This window comes from Streptomyces caelestis (assembly GCF_001279005.1).
GTDB classification, from domain to species: Bacteria; Actinomycetota; Actinomycetes; order Streptomycetales; family Streptomycetaceae; genus Streptomyces; species Streptomyces heliomycini.
Window position 1 is genome coordinate 91,257 of the sequence record NZ_LGCN01000063.1, and the last position, 15,678, is coordinate 106,934.

Annotated in this window: 10 protein-coding genes; 8 read left to right on the forward strand and 2 right to left on the reverse strand. The window is 68.6% G+C overall.

Translation table 11 applies throughout. The features are described from left to right. The 4 genes from ADK41_RS06505 (at position 1) to ADK41_RS06520 (ending at position 7,011) form a co-directional block, all read left to right on the forward strand. Positions 1–1,623, forward strand: coding sequence for a type I restriction-modification system subunit M (locus tag ADK41_RS06505; protein ID WP_030826252.1), 1,623 nt, complete (start codon positions 1–3; stop codon positions 1,621–1,623). Next, entirely contained in the window at positions 1,616–2,830 is a 1,215-nt protein-coding gene (locus tag ADK41_RS41575; protein ID WP_078661933.1) for a restriction endonuclease subunit S, read from the forward strand. Before ADK41_RS06505 ends, ADK41_RS41575 begins: the two co-directional genes overlap by 8 nt. Beyond that, positions 2,827–6,102, forward strand: a complete 3,276-nt coding sequence (locus ADK41_RS06515) for a type I restriction endonuclease subunit R (protein ID WP_030826255.1) — start codon at positions 2,827–2,829, stop codon at positions 6,100–6,102. Before ADK41_RS41575 ends, ADK41_RS06515 begins: the two co-directional genes overlap by 4 nt. Positions 6,103–6,192: 90 nt before the next feature. Continuing rightward, positions 6,193–7,011 carry an EcsC family protein gene (locus ADK41_RS06520; protein ID WP_030826258.1) on the forward strand — a complete coding sequence of 273 codons (819 nt, stop codon included), beginning with the start codon at positions 6,193–6,195 and terminating at the stop codon, positions 7,009–7,011. 62 nt (positions 7,012–7,073) lie between these two features. On the opposite strand, the gene ADK41_RS38825 is transcribed toward ADK41_RS06520, so the two are convergent. Both ADK41_RS38825 and ADK41_RS06525 read right to left on the reverse strand, forming a co-directional pair. Then, positions 7,074–7,289, reverse strand: a complete 216-nt coding sequence (locus tag ADK41_RS38825; protein ID WP_078661934.1) for a DUF397 domain-containing protein — start codon at positions 7,287–7,289, stop codon at positions 7,074–7,076. Further along, the gene (locus ADK41_RS06525; protein ID WP_030826261.1) at positions 7,286–8,233 is read right to left on the reverse strand and encodes a helix-turn-helix domain-containing protein; all 948 of its coding nucleotides are present in this window, start codon (positions 8,231–8,233) and stop codon (positions 7,286–7,288) included. Before ADK41_RS06525 ends, ADK41_RS38825 begins: the two co-directional genes overlap by 4 nt. A gap of 150 nt (positions 8,234–8,383) precedes the next feature. On the opposite strand from ADK41_RS06525, the gene ADK41_RS06530 reads away from it, so the two are divergent. The 4 genes from ADK41_RS06530 to ADK41_RS06545 all read left to right on the forward strand — a co-directional run bounded on the left by ADK41_RS06530 (position 8,384) and on the right by ADK41_RS06545 (position 15,670). Then, a complete protein-coding gene (locus ADK41_RS06530; protein ID WP_380954654.1) occupies positions 8,384–8,989 on the forward strand; it encodes an ATP-binding protein in 606 nt (201 codons plus the stop codon). 220 nt (positions 8,990–9,209) lie between these two features. Continuing rightward, positions 9,210–11,651, forward strand: coding sequence for an ATP-binding protein (locus tag ADK41_RS06535; RefSeq protein ID WP_030826267.1), 2,442 nt, complete (start codon positions 9,210–9,212; stop codon positions 11,649–11,651). Beyond that, entirely contained in the window at positions 11,651–12,103 is a 453-nt protein-coding gene (locus ADK41_RS06540) for a hypothetical protein (protein WP_063756526.1), read from the forward strand. The genes ADK41_RS06535 and ADK41_RS06540 overlap by 1 nt, the downstream gene beginning before the upstream one ends. A gap of 132 nt (positions 12,104–12,235) precedes the next feature. Continuing rightward, on the forward strand, positions 12,236–15,670 hold the full coding sequence (locus tag ADK41_RS06545) for a HelD family protein (protein WP_030826272.1): 3,435 nt from the start codon (positions 12,236–12,238) through the stop codon (positions 15,668–15,670). Positions 15,671–15,678 lie beyond the last annotated feature (8 nt).

Genomic DNA, 15,678 nt, shown 5'->3' on the forward strand with positions numbered 1-15,678 from the left:
ATGGCTGCAAGTAAAGGCAAGCCCGCCGACCAGGCGGAGCTGTTCAGCGCCTCCACCGCCAAGGAGATCCAGGACATCCTCTGGAAGGCGGCCGACAAGCTGCGCGGCTCCATCGACGCGGCCCAGTACAAGGAGTTCGTCCTCGGCCTGATCTTCCTGAAGTACGTCTCGGACGCCTTCGAGGAGCGCCGCACCGAGCTGGCCAAGGAACTCGCCGAGGACGGCATCTCCGAGGAGCAGATCGGCGACTTCCTGGAGGACCGTGACGAGTACACGGGCGCGCACGTCTTCTGGGTCCCGGAGACCGCCCGCTGGTCCTGGATCGCCACGCATGCGAAGGCCCAGGGCGTCGGCAAGCTCCTGGACGAGGCGATGGACGCGATCATGCGGGAGAATGCCTCCCTGACGGGTGTCCTCCCCAAGATCTTCAACCAGGACCGCGTCGACCAGAAGCGCCTCGGTGAACTCGTCGACCTGATCAGCGACGCCCGCTTCGGCGGCAGCGGGGACAAGCCGGCGCAGGATCTGCTGGGTGAGGTGTACGAGTACTTTCTCGGCAACTTCGCACGGGCGGAGGGCAAGCGGGGCGGCGAGTTCTACACGCCGAGCTCCGTCGTCCGGCTGATCGTGGAGATCCTGGAGCCGTACGAGGGGCGGGTGTACGACCCGGCGTGCGGCTCGGGCGGCATGTTCGTCCAGGCTGCCAAGTTCATCGAGGCGCACCGGGGGCGCGGCCACAAGGCCGACATCTCCGTCTACGGCCAGGAGCTCAACGAGCGCACTTGGCGACTGGCCAAGATGAACCTCGCCATCCACGGCATCGACGGCAACCTCGCCGCCCGCTGGGGCGACACCTTCGCCGACGATAAGCACGCGGACCTCAAGGCCGACTTCGTGATGGCCAACCCGCCCTTCAACATCAAGGACTGGGCGAGGGACGAGACCGACCCGCGCTGGAAGTACGGGGTCCCGCCGAAGAACAACGCGAACTATGCGTGGCTCCAGCACATGATTTCCAAGCTGGGGGAGAGGGGCACTGCCGGCATCGTCCTGGCCAACGGGTCGATGAGCTCCCAGTCCAGTGGGGAGGGGGAGATCAGGCAGGCCCTGATCGAGGCCGATTTGGTGGCGTGCATGGTGGCACTGCCCCCGCAGCTGTTTCGGACAACGCAGATTTCGGCGTGTTTGTGGTTCCTGTCCAGGGACAAGTCACCGCAGGGCGCACGGCGATTGGATGACCGACGGGGCGAAATCTTGTTCATCGACGCCCGCGCAATGGGAAAAATGGTTGACCGGACGGAACGTATTTTCTCGGAGTCCGATCTAGGGGAGATTGCGGACACTTATCACGCGTGGCGTGGAACGGCGTCGGCGCGCAGGACCGGGCTGACTTATGCGAACGTGTCGGGTTTCTGCTACTCGGCCAACTTGGAGAAGGTTCGGGAGCACGGATATGTACTGACACCAGGTCGGTACGTGGGGGCTGTGAAGGTGGAAGAGGAGGATGCGGAATCTGTTACCAAGCGGATCAATGAGCTGACGAAGGAGTTGTACGAGCTATTCGAAAAGTCGACAAAGCTGGAAAATCTGGTCCGCGAGCAGCTGGGGAAGATCTATGTCTGACGAGAACCGTGTGAAGCTGGAATTTCTCGCCAAGCCCGGTAAGAACTCGCTCGCCACCGGACCGTTCGGATCATCCATCGGCTCACGTTTTTTCCGAGAAAGCGGCGTTCCCGTGATCCGGGGAAGCAATCTCAGCCTGAGTGTCGGCGTCCGACTCATGGACGGCGAGATTGTGTTCGTTGACGAGGAGAAGGCTGCGGAGTTTCCACGCAGTGTCGCGCGTCGTGGAGACCTTGTTTTCACCTGTTGGGGGACAATCGGTCAGGTCGGGCTCATTGATGAGCGTTCCCGCTTCGACCGTTACATTGTCTCCAATAAGCAAATGAAGATGACGCCTGATTCGGAAAAGGTTGATTCACTGTTCCTATATTACGCTCTTTCTTCCCCTGATTGTGTGGCGCAAGTTCAAGGTGCGTCGATCGGTAGCTCGGTCCCGGGCTTCAACTTGACTCAGTTGCGCCAGGTCGAAGTCCCTTTCCTCGAGCTTTCTGAACAGCGGGCGGTCGCGTCGGTTCTTGGGGCGCTGGATGATAAAATCGCAATCAATGAGCGCATTGTGGCCGTAGCTGACGAACTGTCTGGCGATATTTTTCGGCATGCAGTGCTGGAGCGCCCTGAGCGATTTACTGAGCGTGCTCTGACAGACGTGGCAGAATTTATTAACGGCCGTGCGTTCACTAAGGATGCCACCGGTACTGGACGCATGGTGATTCGGATCGCGGAGATCAATAGCGGCCCGGGAAACTCCACTGTATACAACGATATCGAGGTGCCGGAGAAGTATCTGGCGCGACCGGGTGATGTTCTCTTCGCTTGGTCCGGTTCTTTGACCGTGGCTCGTTGGTTTCGCTCTGAGGCGATCGTCAATCAGCATATTTTCAAGTGTGTTCCCAAAAATGGCGTTCCGTGTTGGCTCGTAAATCAGCTGGTGCATAGGAAAATCGAGGAGTTTCGCGCCATCGCTGCAAGTAAGGCGACCACAATGGGGCACATTCAACGCAAGCACTTGGAGGAACCTGTCAGCATTCCTGAGAGTGAGGAGATGGTCTTGTTGGACAGTCGGATTGGCCCTCTCTGGGACAGAGCCTTGCTCGCGGAACGCGAGTGTTTGGACCTCGCCACCCTCCGCGACACCCTCCTCCCTCAACTCATGTCTGGCCGTCTCCGAGTCAAGGACGCCGAGAAGATTGTCGAGGACGCCACATGACGACGCCTCATGACGGAAACGAGCCCGACGGCAGAACCCACCGCCGCCCCACCGAGGCCGACTGGGAGTTGCTCGCCCTCGACGAGCTGGCCGAGCTGGCCTGGCTGCCGGCCTCCGGTAACGCGTTCGCGCCCGGTTCCGATCACCGGAAGTCCTGGGACGACCTGATCCTCTACCCGGACCTCCAGGAGGCGATCGAGCGCCTGAACCCGGACCTCCCCCCGGACGCCGTCCGCGAAGCCGTGGTGACCGCCGCCACCCCCGGCTCCCAGGACACCTACGAGGAGAACCGGGCCGCCCACCGCCACCTCACCACCGGCATACGCTCGGTCACCTACACCGACTCCCACGGCGCCGAGCACAACCCCACCATCCGCCTCCTCGACCTGGACGACCCGGACGCGAACACCTACCGCGCCCTGAACCAGGTCACGGTGATCGACGGCGACAGGAACCGCCGCTTCGACGTCATCCTGTACGTCAACGGCCTACCCCTCGCCGCCATCGAGCTGAAGCGCGCCGGCGACGAGGACGCGACGCTCCAGACGGCCCACGCCCAGGTGGCACGGTACGTCCAGGAGTTCCCGACCGCCTTCCGCTACAACGCGGTCGTCCTGCTCTCCGACGGCATCACCGCGAAGTACGGCACCCCGTTCACTCCGTACGAGCACTTCGCCCCGTGGAACACGGACGAGTTCGGCGCCCGCGTCGACCCGCTGACCGCCGACGGCTTCTCGGAGTCGGGGCAGAACCTGGCACTGCACGGCCTGTTCACCCAGTCCCGCTTCCTCGAACTGATCCAGTCCTTCATCAACTTCGTCCCGTCGAAGCGGATGAAGCGGATCGCGAAGCCGCACCAGTACCACGCGGTCACCCGCGCCGCCGACGCCGTTCGCACCGCATCGGCGAGCGACGGCAAGGCCGGCGTCGTCTGGCACACCCAGGGGTCCGGCAAGTCGGAGGAGATGGTCCTCACCACGACCATGGTGATGAGGGACCCGGCCCTGCTGAACCCCACCGTCGTGGTCATCACAGACCGTACGGACCTCGACGACCAGCTCTACTCGACGTTCCAGGAGAGCGAGATCCTCCCGGAGACGCCGAAGCAGGTCGTCACCCGTGCCGAACTGCGGGAGGAGCTCGCGGCGAAGAGGACGGGAGGGATCCTCTTCACCACGCTCCAGAAGTTCGGCAAGACCAAGGAGGAACGGGAGTCGGGCACCGACCACCCGATGCTCTCCGACCGCCGGAACATCGTCGTGATCGTCGACGAGGCCCACCGCAGCCACTACGACGACCTCAACGGCCTCGCCCGCCACCTGCGCGACGCGCTCCCGCACGCCACGCTGCTCGCCTTCACCGGCACCCCGATCTCGGAGGCCGACCGCAACACCCGCGAGGTGTTCGGCGACTACATCGACGTCTACGACCTCAAGCGGGCCGCCGACGACGGCGCGACCGTGAAGGTCTACCACGAGAGCCGTGTGATCCAGCTCGTCCTGGACCGCGACGTCGACCCGACGACTATCGACGAGGAGGCCGACCGCATCACCGACGGCCTCGACGACACCGAGCGCCGTCGCGTCGAACAGGCCGTGGCGACGATGAACGCCATGTACGGTGCGCCGGCCCGGATACGCGATCTCGCGGCCGACCTGGTGGAGCACTGGGAGGCCCGCCGCGAGCGGATGAAGCCGTTCGTCGGCGCCTCCGAGTTGGGCGGGGCGCCCGGCAAGGCGATGGTGGTGTGCGCGACCCGCGAGATCTGTGTCCGCGTCTACGACGCTCTGCGCGAGCTGCGCCCCGAGTGGCACAGCGACGAGTTCGAGAAGGGCACGATGAAGATCGTCTTCTCCTCGAACTCCCGCAAGGACTCGGACGCCCTGCTCGACCACGCGCTGACCGACAGCCGCCGCAAGGCCGTCATCAACCGGGCCAAGGACCCCGACGACGAGCTGGAGCTGCTCATCGTCAACAACATGCTGCTGACCGGCTTCGACGCCCCGCCGATCCACACCATGTACCTGGACCGGCCGCTCAAGGGCGCCAACCTGATGCAGGCCCTGGCCCGCGTCAACCGCCGCTTCCGCGGCAAGGAGGACGGCCTCCTCGTCGGCTACGCCCCGCTGACGGAGAACCTCCAGCGGGCCATCGCCGAGTACACCGAGGCCGACCAGCGCGACCGCACCCTCGGCCAGGACGTCGAGCGCGCACTGGACGAGCTGCGCAACGAGTACGACATCCTCACCGGCATTCTGCGCGGCTTCGCGTGGGAACCCCTGCTCGACCGCCCCGGCCCCCGCGCCTTCGTCGACGCGGCCCTGAAGACCGCCAACCACCTGCGCGACCCCCGCACCAAGGGCAACAACCCCGACCTGCTCGACGACCCGCGCCAGACCCTGGGCCGCCGCTTCCGCGACCACGCCTACCGGCTGGAGCGCTTCTGGGCGCTGGCGGGCAGCTCGAAGGAGGTGGGGGAGCGGTTCGCGGACACGCCGGCCTGGAAGCGGCACATCCAGTTCTTCGTCGAGGTCCGCGCCTACATGGCCAAGCTGGATGCCATGGAACGCGAGGCACGCGGCCTCCCGGTGGCCCGCGACGTCGAGCTGTACCTCTCCCAGCTCACGTCGTCCGTCGTGGAGACGGGCGGAGTGACGGACCTCTTCGCCGAGGCCGGGCTGGAGACCGCCGACCTCACCCACCTCACCGACGCGCTCGTCGCCCAGCTCCAGCAGAGCGCCACCCCGCACCTGGCGGCCGAGGCGCTGCGGCGGCTCGTCGAGCGGAAGATGCGCGAGGTCACCCGGCACAACATCGTCCGGCAGACCACGTTCTCCGAGCGCCTCCAGGACCTGATGGTGCGCTACATGCGCCAGCAGTACACCAGCGCCGAACTCATCGCCAAGCTCGTCGAGATGGCCAAGGACGTCATGGCCGACGCGAGCCGGGGGGAGAAGTTCGCTCCGCCCCTGGACTGGCGCGAACTCGCCTTCTACGACGCCGTAGCCGACCACGGAACGGCCCGCTCGCTCATGGGCGACGAGGTCCTGGCGGGCATCGCCCGTGAACTCGTCGCCGAGGTCCGCCGCCAGCTCAAGCCCGACTGGATCGCCCGCGAGTCCGTCCGCGCCCGTCTGCGCAGCACCATCAAGCGCCTCCTGGCCCGCAACAAGTACCCGCCGGACCAGCAGAAGGAGGCCATCGACCTGGTCCTCCGTCAGATGGAGCACTTTGCCAACGAGTGGTCCACCAAGGGAGAGATCGACAGCTGAGCTGTCCTCACCGACTCACCGGAATTCTGGAGACATACAGGGAGGTAGTTCCTCCCGGAAGGTCAGGTTTATTTCATGGCGGGTAAAGAGATGGAAGACCCGGGGTCGCATTTCTCCACGGTGCTGGTCGCTGCCGCGAAACTTCCGGGTGTGCGTATCAACAGGGAGACGTACCTTCGAAAGGCGCTGTCCCGCCACTGCTCCGAAGAGCAGATCAAGCAAGCGATCGAAGAGACCCCGGCGGCGGCGGGTATCCCCCTCGACATTCTGGAGAAGGCGGCCAACGACTCCATCAAGTACGAGACCGCCAAGGTCAGCGCCGCTTCCGCGGCAGCCGGCCTGCCCGGCCTGCTCTTCCTTCCCGCCACCGTCCCCGCCGACCTGGCGCAGTACATGGGTCACATGCTGCGCATCTCGCAGAAGCTCGCCTACCTCTACAGTTGGCCCGACCTGTTCTCCGGCGACGACATGGACGACGCGACCGAGGGAGTGCTCACACTCTTCGTCGGCGTGATGTTCGGCGCCCACACGGCGACCACTGCGATCGGGAAGGTCGCGGAGGAGATGTCGAAGCACGTCGCCAAGAGCCTTCCCAAGAAGGCACTCACGAAGGGGATCATCTACCCCCTCGTGAAGAAGATCGCCGGTCACCTCGGTAAGGAGATGACGAAGCAGACCTTCGCAAGGACGGTCTCCAAGGCGGTCCCCGTCGTCGGCGCCGTCGTTTCCGGCGGTCTCACGTTCGCGACCTTCCGCCCCATGGCGAAGAAGCTGAAGAACCACCTCGCCGGGCTGGACATGACGAAACCCGCCCCGCGGGTCGAGGACTTCGAGGTTGTGCTGGAGCGCGAGCCCTCCGCTACGGACTACGTCGAGCGGTCCGACGGGGACGACACTGCCTCCAAGTAGAGAGCCCTCAGCTGACGCATCCTGGGCATCGTGCCCCCGGATGCGTCAGCTGCGGCCCAGCCTCAGACGCGCCGTTCCGACGAGGTCAACCCGATGAGGCCCGCCCATGCCTCACGGGAGACAGTGAGTACGGGACCGGCGTCAGCCTTCGAGTCACGGACGTGCACAACTGCCGTAGCAGCCGCGACCTCTACGCAATCGCCGCCCTCGGCTCCGCTGTAGCTGCTCTTGAACCAGGCGAGGCCGGACGCGGCGGTCGAGGACTCAGCGTTGTTCATAGCGATCCCAGCACCCCTTCGATGAACGTCAGTGACTCTCGCGCGGTGAGAGCCTGTGATCGGATGATCCCATAGCGGGCGGCGGTGAGAGTCGTCTGTTCCGGGTCCGTCTGCAGAGCGCTGGTTCCCTGGGCCTCGGCGTATACGAACTTCTTGCCGTCCTTGCGTGTGACGATCGTGAACGGCCCGTCCACACCCGCACTTTCCTCGCAGGAGAGGGGCATGATCTGGATGACGACGTTCGGCTTCTGGCCCATCAGGAGCAGGTGCTCCAACTGCCCGCGCAGCACCTCTCTTCCGCCGTACGGACGCCGCAGTACCGACTCGTCCATCACAAAGCTCAGCAACGGCGCAGGCCAGCGGTCGAAAATTTCCTGCCGAACCAGTCGTGCCGCCACTCGCTGCTCGATGGTCTCCGGGTCCAGGACCGGTCGCCGCATTCCCAGCAGCGCTCTCATGTACTCCTCAGTCTGAAGCAGGCCCTTGACCACGAGGGTGTCGTATGAGACCAGCTCAACGGCCTCCTTCTCCAGCACCGCCATCCCCTGAAAGAACCCCGGATACTGGGCCCGCTCCACCTGCTCCTTCCACAGGCACAGCAACCCGCCCGCCCCCAGCACCTCATCCGCCCGCTCGATCGTCCGGGGCGTCGGAATCCTCCGCCCCTGCTCGAACGACGCGATGGTGGACGCCGAGTACCCGAGCCGCCGGCCGAACTCCTCGCGCTCCAGCCCCTCCCGCACCCGCAGCGTCTTCATGGTCTGCCCGAACGCGACCACGACACCCCGCCCGGCCTCGTCCTCCGGCCGCCGCCCGGCCCCGCCGTCGTTCTCCCACCCGTCCCCGAGACTCACGACCGCCGCTCCCGCACCGCCGCCGTCGCCGTGCTCACGCTCCCCGGAAACCACCTCGGCCCCGGCCTCCGCACCCGTGCGCTCCGCCATGTCCACCACCGCCTTCTCTCGCTCAACGCCCCCGCAAGGGGCGCCGTCACGGCGCACAGCGCCGACACGCGCGTACAACACGGGTACAGCCGCCCCCTGTCGCTGCGTCACCACTGGTCACGCTACGCGACCGACGGGACCGTGAGAGTCGTGACGACGAAACCCATCAATCCCACCGACACCACCCAACCCACCACCCCCTGCACCCCCTTGAAGGCGTCCTCGCCACCGGGCCCCGCCTTCGAGATGCGCTTCACCTCCACCCCGCGCGGCGCCCGTCTCGCCCGCCGCCTCGCGGCCGTCCGCCTGGACGCGTGGGGCATCCCGTACGGCACCGACCCGCACGACGCGATCGTGCTGATCGTCGCCGAACTCACCGCGAACGCCGTGAGCCACGGCCACGTCCCCGGCCGGGACTTCCACCTCCGCCTCCACGCCACTCCCGACGGCCGCGCCGTACGCGTCGAGGTCACCGACACCCGCACCGAACGCCACCCCTGCCGCCCCGCCCTCCCGGAGAACACCGCCAGCGTCGAGGAGACCGGCCGTGGACTGCTCCTCGTGTCGCAGCTCGCGGCCCGCTGGGACTGGCACCCGCGCCCGGACGGCCCGGGCAAGACCGTCTGGGCGGAGTACGAGCAGGTACGCGCCGCTCTGCGGGAGTGGAACGGCTATGACCCCGGTGTGCGCGAGCAGGCCGCGTTGGACGCCGAATTGGACAGACGGATCGGTGAGGCGAGGGAGCGAACCAACTGATCATCGAGGCGGGTGAACCGGCACTCTCCCCGCCTCGAATGATCACTTCGTTGTCGTCAACCGACCTGATAACCGCCGTTATCAGGAAGGAGACATCACACCGCTCCCTTCCGTGCTTACGGTTCCGTTCGTCGACAGGTGCCCCCAACGGCTCCACCGCCCCGGCGCCTGTCGGTGCTCGCCCCTTCCACGTCAGTACGGGAATCACGGGAGACACCCCATGGACGACGCGACGGACCGGACCCCCGACAACGCACTGCCGCTGCCCGAGCTGGTGGAGGCCCGGCTGGCCGGCGACCGGAAGCTCACCGAACCGGCGAAGGTCCTCATCCGCGAGGCACTCGGCGACTCCAGGAACGCCGAAGACGGCGCACGCACCTCCGCGGGCCCCCTCTACCTGGGCAAGGTCACCGTCACCGGCTTCCGTGGCGTCGGCTCGGAGACCCGGCTCAAGCTGAAGCCCAAGCCCGGAGTCACCCTCGTCGTCGGCCGCAACGGCTCCGGCAAGTCGAGCATCGCCGAGGCGATCGAGACCCTGTTCACCGGCACCAACGCCCACTGCACCGGCCGGCACCCGAGCCACGCCGTCCGCTGGCGCAATCTGCACCAGGGTGAACGGACCGTCGTCGAGGCCAGGCTGACCGTCGAGGGCGACCCGGCGCCGAGCACCCTCACCCGCACTTGGACCGGTGACGCCTTCACCGACTCCGAGGCCGTGCTCAGGCGGCCGGGCCACGGCACCGTGCCGCTGGAACAGGCCGGCTGGGAACAGGCGACCCGTGCCCACCGCCCCTTCCTGTCCTACGCAGACCTGGACGACCTGATCAACGGCAAGCCGTCCGAGATGTACGACAACATCGCCGCGATTCTCGGCCTCGACGCCCTCAACGCCGCCGCGCGACGGCTGACGGCCGCGAAGAAGGAACTCGACGCCGTCGTCAACGCCGCGAAGGACAGGAAGCCGCTCCTGCACGCCGCCCTGGAGGAGGTCGGACACGACGACCGGGCGCTCAAGGCCCTGGTGGCGATGGAGGAGAAGGGCGGGCCCGACCACGCCGTGCTCGACGCCCTGATCGCCGGCGCGTCCACGGCCGACGAGGGCCGACTGCGAGAGGCCCGGCTGGAGGCCGCCGCCGAGGCCGAGAGCCCCGTCCTCGACCGGGTCGGCGCCGCCGTCGACGCGCTGCGGAGCGCCGTCGCCGACGTCGACGACCTGAAGGGCACCGCGGCCGCCGACGCCCACAGCAGGGCCGAACTGCTCCGGGCGGCGCTCCGCCACAGCGACCGCCACGCCGACGGCACGGCCTGCCCGGTCTGCGGCACGGAACAGGCCCTGGACCGGGAGTGGGCCGCGCGCGCCGAGGCGCAGATCGCCGCCCTCCTCCGTGAGGCCGAGGCCGTACGCGAGGCCGAGGCCCGACTGCGGACCGCGACGCGCGCCCTGCACGACCTGGTCCTCCCGCCGCGGGAGATCCCGGCCGCGCTCGCCGAACCGTGGCAGGCCTGGGGCGACTGCCGACGGATCACCGACCCCGTCGAACTCGCCGAGCGCGCGCTGAAGGCGGCGGTGACGCTGACGGACGCGTGCGCGATCGTGGCCGGGGCGGCGCGCGAGGAACTGGCGGCCATGGACGAACGCTGGCACGCGGTCGTTGGCCTGCTCGCCGAGTGGACGCACCTCTCCCGGGAGGCCGAGGCGGCAGGGCCCCGCCGGACGGAGGTCAACGCCGCCCTCACCTGGGTCAAGAAGCTCACGACCGAGGTCCGTGACCTGCGCGTCGACGCCTTCGCCGGCCACACGCAGCGGATCTGGGAGAAGCTGCGCCGGCAGAGCAGCGTCGACCTGACCCACGTCGGCCTGCACGGCAGCGAGCGGGCCAACGTCCGCAAGCTGGTCATGGACGTCACCGTCGACGACACCGAGGCCTCCGCCCTCGGCGTCATGAGCCAGGGCGAACTGCACTCGCTCGCCCTCTCCCTGTTCCTGCCCCGCGCCGCCACGGCCGACAGCCCCTTCGGCTTCGTCGTCATCGACGACCCCGTGCAGTCCATGGACCCGGCGAAGGTCGACGGCCTGGCCCAGGTGCTCGACGAACTCGGCCGTGACCGGCAGGTCGTCGTCTTCACCCACGACACCCGCCTCCCGCACGCCTTTCGCGGCCAGGGCCTGCCGGTGACCGTGCTCAAGGTGGAGCGCGGCGAGAAGTCCAAGGTGCACGTCACCTGCGACACCGACCCGGTCAAGGAGGCCGTCGACAACGCCATGGCCCTCGCCCACACAGAGAACTGCTCCGAGACGGCCCTGCGCCACGTCCTGCCGTCCCTGTGTCGGGAAGCCCTGGCGACGGCGCTCGTCGAAGCGGCCTGGCTCCGCCGCAACCGCACCGGCTTCCCCGTCGAAGACCTCCAGGCCGCCATCGACACGACCGAACGGCTCCTCCCGCTCGCGTCCCTCGCCCTCTTCGACGACGGCCCCGTCCACCCCGACGAGGAGGTCCGCGACCGCCTCCGCACCCTCTACGGCCACGAGTGCACGACCCTCATCCACCAGTGCCAGCAGGGGGCCCACCCCGGCGGCTTCCTCCCGCACGACCCGGTCGCCTTCGTCCGGAGGGTCGAGGCCCTCGCCGCCCGTATCCGCACCCCGGAGGCGAACGCCTGATGCCCGCCACCCCCACCGTCGTCGCACTTCTCGCGACCGCTGACGACCTGCTCACCGAAGCCCCGGGTGACGGCGGCCCGCTGACCCCCGCGGGCCGCGACCGCGGCGCGGCCTACGCCCTCCGCATCGCCCTGGAGGCAGCCGTCGACGCGGCCCTCGCTGCCGAGGAGACGGGACTCGGCGACCTCCGCAGCATGCGCGCGAAGCTGCTCTGCCTGCACCACTACGCCGGCCCCGCCCGGGCCCGCCGCGCCCACGCCCTCTGGAACCGGCTCAGCGCGGCCTGCAAGTACCACCACGACGAACTCGGCCCGACCCACGCCCAGGTACGCACCTGGCGGGCAGCCGTCGAGGCCCTCGTCGTGGAACTCGCCGCGCCCGGAGTGGCCGTGGAGTTCCCGCAGCAGAAGGGATTCGGGAGCCCGCTCCGCAGGGAGACAACGACGCGCTGAGCGGACACGCATATCACGGGAACGAGGGCAACAGGTCCTGACCTGCTGATATGTCGTACGACGTGATAGTTCTGTGAACGGGATCGGGCGCGGTGCGCCCGGAGCGGTCCAGGGACCGTGAGGGAGGGAACCATGAGCGTGCCCGCGCACGCGGACGTCCACGCGGACGTCATTGCCTTCGAGCAGACGAAGGTGGATTTCGCCTACGACTGCTACGAGGCCCGGCTGGCCCGGATGAACGGCGAGTCCGTCGCCAAGGCGTCGGCCACCGGGAAGGACGGCATAGCCAACAGGCAGGAGACCGAGAAACAGGCCGAGGCCTACGGAGGACTGAGCGGCGAGAGCCTGGTCATCGGCCGCGTCGACGCCAGTGACCCGGCCGAAGGCACCACCACCTGGTACATCGGGCGGCGGGTCGTCTGGGACGACGACCACAACCAGGTGGTGGTGGACTGGACCAACGGCCTGGCGAAGAAGTGGTTCGACGCGTCACCGGAATCGCCGGGGGAGGTGGTGCTGCGACGGCGCCTCATCTGCTCCCAGCGGGTCGTCGAGGACTACGCCGACGACATCGCCCCGGCCGCCCCCGTCGCGCCCGCTCCGACCGGTGGCGTTCCCCGGCCGCGCACCGCACCGGAGACGGCAGAGCAGCCGTCGACCCCCCGACGGCCGGCCGCCCGGGGCGAGGAAACCGGACGGGACACCCCGGGACGCCCAGCCCCCACCCCCGGCGACATCGCCCGCATCCAGCGCCGCAAGCCCCAGCAGCCCGACGACTTCCTCCTGCGTGACCTGCAGCGCTCGCGCAGCGGCCGCATGCGGGACATCGTCGAGACCATCCGGCGCGACCAGATGGCACTCGTCACCGGGACGCCCTCCGAGATCCTGGTCGTCCAGGGCGGTCCGGGAACCGGAAAGTCGGCGGTCGGCCTGCACCGTGTGACGTGGCTGGTGAACAACGACCACTTCAAGGCGCGGGACATCCTGGTCATCGGCCCCCACCAGCGGTTCCTCGACTACGTCGGACAGGTCCTGCCCACCCTCGGCACCCGCGACGTCAACGCCGTGCAGCTGTCCCGCCTGTGGGACGGCGACATCCGCGGCACCGACAGCGCACGTACCCGGCTGGTGAAGTCCGACGAGCGCATGGCCGCCGTGCTCCGGAGGCGCGTCGAGGACGAGTACCGTCCGGCGGCCCTGGACGACCTCGTCACAGCGCCCTCCTACGAAGGGGACGAACCCGCGTTCGTCGTCACCGTGGGCAGCACGACCCTGCGCGTGGCCCGCTCGGACATCCTCGCCGCCCTGGACGCGGTGCAGCCGGGCGGCGGCTCCTACCGCGAACGCCGCGACCGGTTCCGCGGTCTGCTCGTCGACCTCCTGCTGCGTGAACTCGTCGCCGTCGCCCCGCGTCGCAGCGGTGACCCCACGATCCGCCGTGACCTGGAGCGCAACCGGCAGGTCGAGCGCCTCGTCGAACGCGTCTGGCCGTCTCCGGGCCCGGCGGAGGCCCTCCGCACCCTCTACGACTCGCCCGCACTGCTCCGGGCCTGCGCCGAGGGCATCCTCGACGAGGCCGAGCAGGAGGCCCTGCACCGCCCCCGCGAGGCCAGGGCCGACGAGGAACCGTGGACGCTGGACGACCGGGTCTGCCTCGAGGAGCTCCGCCACCTCATCACCGGCGAGACCCCGCGCCACTACGGGCACGTCATCATCGACGAAGCCCAGGACCTGACGCCCATGCAGGCCCGTTCGCTGCGCCGCCGCCTCGCGGTCAACGGTTCCATGACCGTGCTCGGCGACCTGGCCCAGGCCACCGGCCCCCATGCCTACGCCGACTGGGACCGCCTCGGCACGCTGCTGTCCGACCACGGGGACTGCATGCTGGCCGAACTGAACACGAGTTACCGCGTGCCGGCCGAGATCATGGACTTCGCCGCCCCGCTGGCCCGCGCGATCGCGCCCGGGCTGCCCTATCCCCGGGCCGTGCGCGACGCCGGGCCCGACGCCGTCCGCGTGGTCGAGGCCGGAGCGGACACGCTCGTCGCCGAGACGCTGGCGCACGTCCGCCGCCTGCTCGGCACCACCGACGGCCGCAGCCTGCGCTCCGTGGCGGTCGTCGTCCCCGACGACTCCGCGTGGGCCGCCGAGATCGAGCACAAGCTGGCCGAGGCGGACGGCATCGCCGCCGAGGAACGCGGAGCCGTCTCCGTGCTCCCCGCCTCGCAGGCCAAGGGGATGGAGTTCGATCACGTCCTCGTCGTCGAACCGTCCGCGGTCGCCGGCCGTGACCCGGTCGGGCTGCGCCTGCTCTACATCGCCCTGACCCGGAGCACCCAGAGCCTGACGATCCTGCACTCCGCTCCTCTTCCGCCGGCCCTGACGGGCGCCGACGACCACCGGCCGGCCGAGACCGGACCCCACCCCGGCACGGAGACGGAAGGGGAGGAGGTCCCGCGCGTCGGAACCGACCTGCGCGTACGGGTGGTCTCCCTCAGCGGCGGCATGTACCGGGCCGAGCCCGTCGACGTCACCGTGGGCCGCCCGCTCTTCCTGGCCGTACGGAACGGTGCCGCGCCGCCCGCCGTCGGAACGGAGTTGGACACGTGGGTCCTGCGCCACTCCGGAAGCGCCACGTTCGTCACGGCGGACGACTCCGGCCGTCGGCCCATCTCGCCCACCATGCTGGAGCGCTACCTCGACGCGGTGGCGGTCGTCGACGAACTGACGACGGGCGAGATCCCGGACGACGTCCGCTCCCGCCTCTCGGAGCTCAAAGGCATGGCCAACCGCTGCGTCAAACTCAACCAGCCTGACTGGCTGGACGTGTGGCGTGTCCTCGGTCGTCCCGACAAGCCGGGTCTGAACCGGTTGTCGAACCTCTGCGTGAGCACCCACCACGCGCTGAAGTCGGACACCTTCACGTCCGAGGCGTTCCGGTCGGAGCTGGCGAAGAGCGGCTGGTCGGAGGCGCTCGCCGCAGCACGGGAGACCCTGCGGCAGCGGCTCGCCGCCCCGGCCGAGGACACGGATCCTCAGCCGCGGAGCCCCACTGACACCCCTGAGCCCTCCGAACCGTACGAACAGCCCCGGCAGAGCACGCCGAAGGAGTCCGGCACCATGACCACCACCGCCCCGCAGACAGCCGATCCGGCCACGGCCCTGCTCCGGCACCTGGAAGCGGCTGTCGCCGCCGACCGTACCTGCAAGACGCACGAAGCCGTGCGGTTCGAACTGATGGCGGCGCTCCTGCGCGCGGACCGGCAGCCCGAGCACTCCGCGGTCGTCGACGTCAGTTGTGTCACCGACACGGGTCTGAACCTCTACGAGGTCCTTGGCGCCGGCCGGACGTCCCACGCCGACCTCCGTGCGGGGGCGGCCCGGCTCCTGGAAGTGGACCACGCCCTGCCGGGCAAGGCCGACCGTCTCTACCTCGTCCTCTCCGAACCGCCCGCCGAGCCGTGGTCCACCGGCTCCCTCCGCGACGTCTTCACGGTCGAGGTCATCTGGCGCACCACCGACGGCTGGGAGGGCGGCGCAGTCGGTACGGCCCTGGGGACGGGCTGAGGACGGAG

What these genes read in the sequence shown, in the direction of transcription:
- ADK41_RS41575 (WP_078661933.1), top strand. Translation starts at nt 1,616, where the DNA reads ATGTCTGACGAGAACCGTGTGAAGCTGGAATTTCTCGCCAAGCCCGGT.
- ADK41_RS06535 (WP_030826267.1), top strand. Translation starts at nt 9,210, where the DNA reads ATGGACGACGCGACGGACCGGACCCCCGACAACGCACTGCCGCTGCCC.
- ADK41_RS06525 (WP_030826261.1), bottom strand. Translation starts at nt 8,233, where the DNA reads ATGGCGGAGCGCACGGGTGCGGAGGCCGGGGCCGAGGTGGTTTCCGGG.
- ADK41_RS06540 (WP_063756526.1), top strand. Translation starts at nt 11,651, where the DNA reads ATGCCCGCCACCCCCACCGTCGTCGCACTTCTCGCGACCGCTGACGAC.
- ADK41_RS06505 (WP_030826252.1), top strand. Translation starts at nt 1, where the DNA reads ATGGCTGCAAGTAAAGGCAAGCCCGCCGACCAGGCGGAGCTGTTCAGC.
- ADK41_RS06515 (WP_030826255.1), top strand. Translation starts at nt 2,827, where the DNA reads ATGACGACGCCTCATGACGGAAACGAGCCCGACGGCAGAACCCACCGC.
- ADK41_RS38825 (WP_078661934.1), bottom strand. Translation starts at nt 7,289, where the DNA reads ATGAACAACGCTGAGTCCTCGACCGCCGCGTCCGGCCTCGCCTGGTTC.
- ADK41_RS06520 (WP_030826258.1), top strand. Translation starts at nt 6,193, where the DNA reads ATGGAAGACCCGGGGTCGCATTTCTCCACGGTGCTGGTCGCTGCCGCG.
- ADK41_RS06545 (WP_030826272.1), top strand. Translation starts at nt 12,236, where the DNA reads ATGAGCGTGCCCGCGCACGCGGACGTCCACGCGGACGTCATTGCCTTC.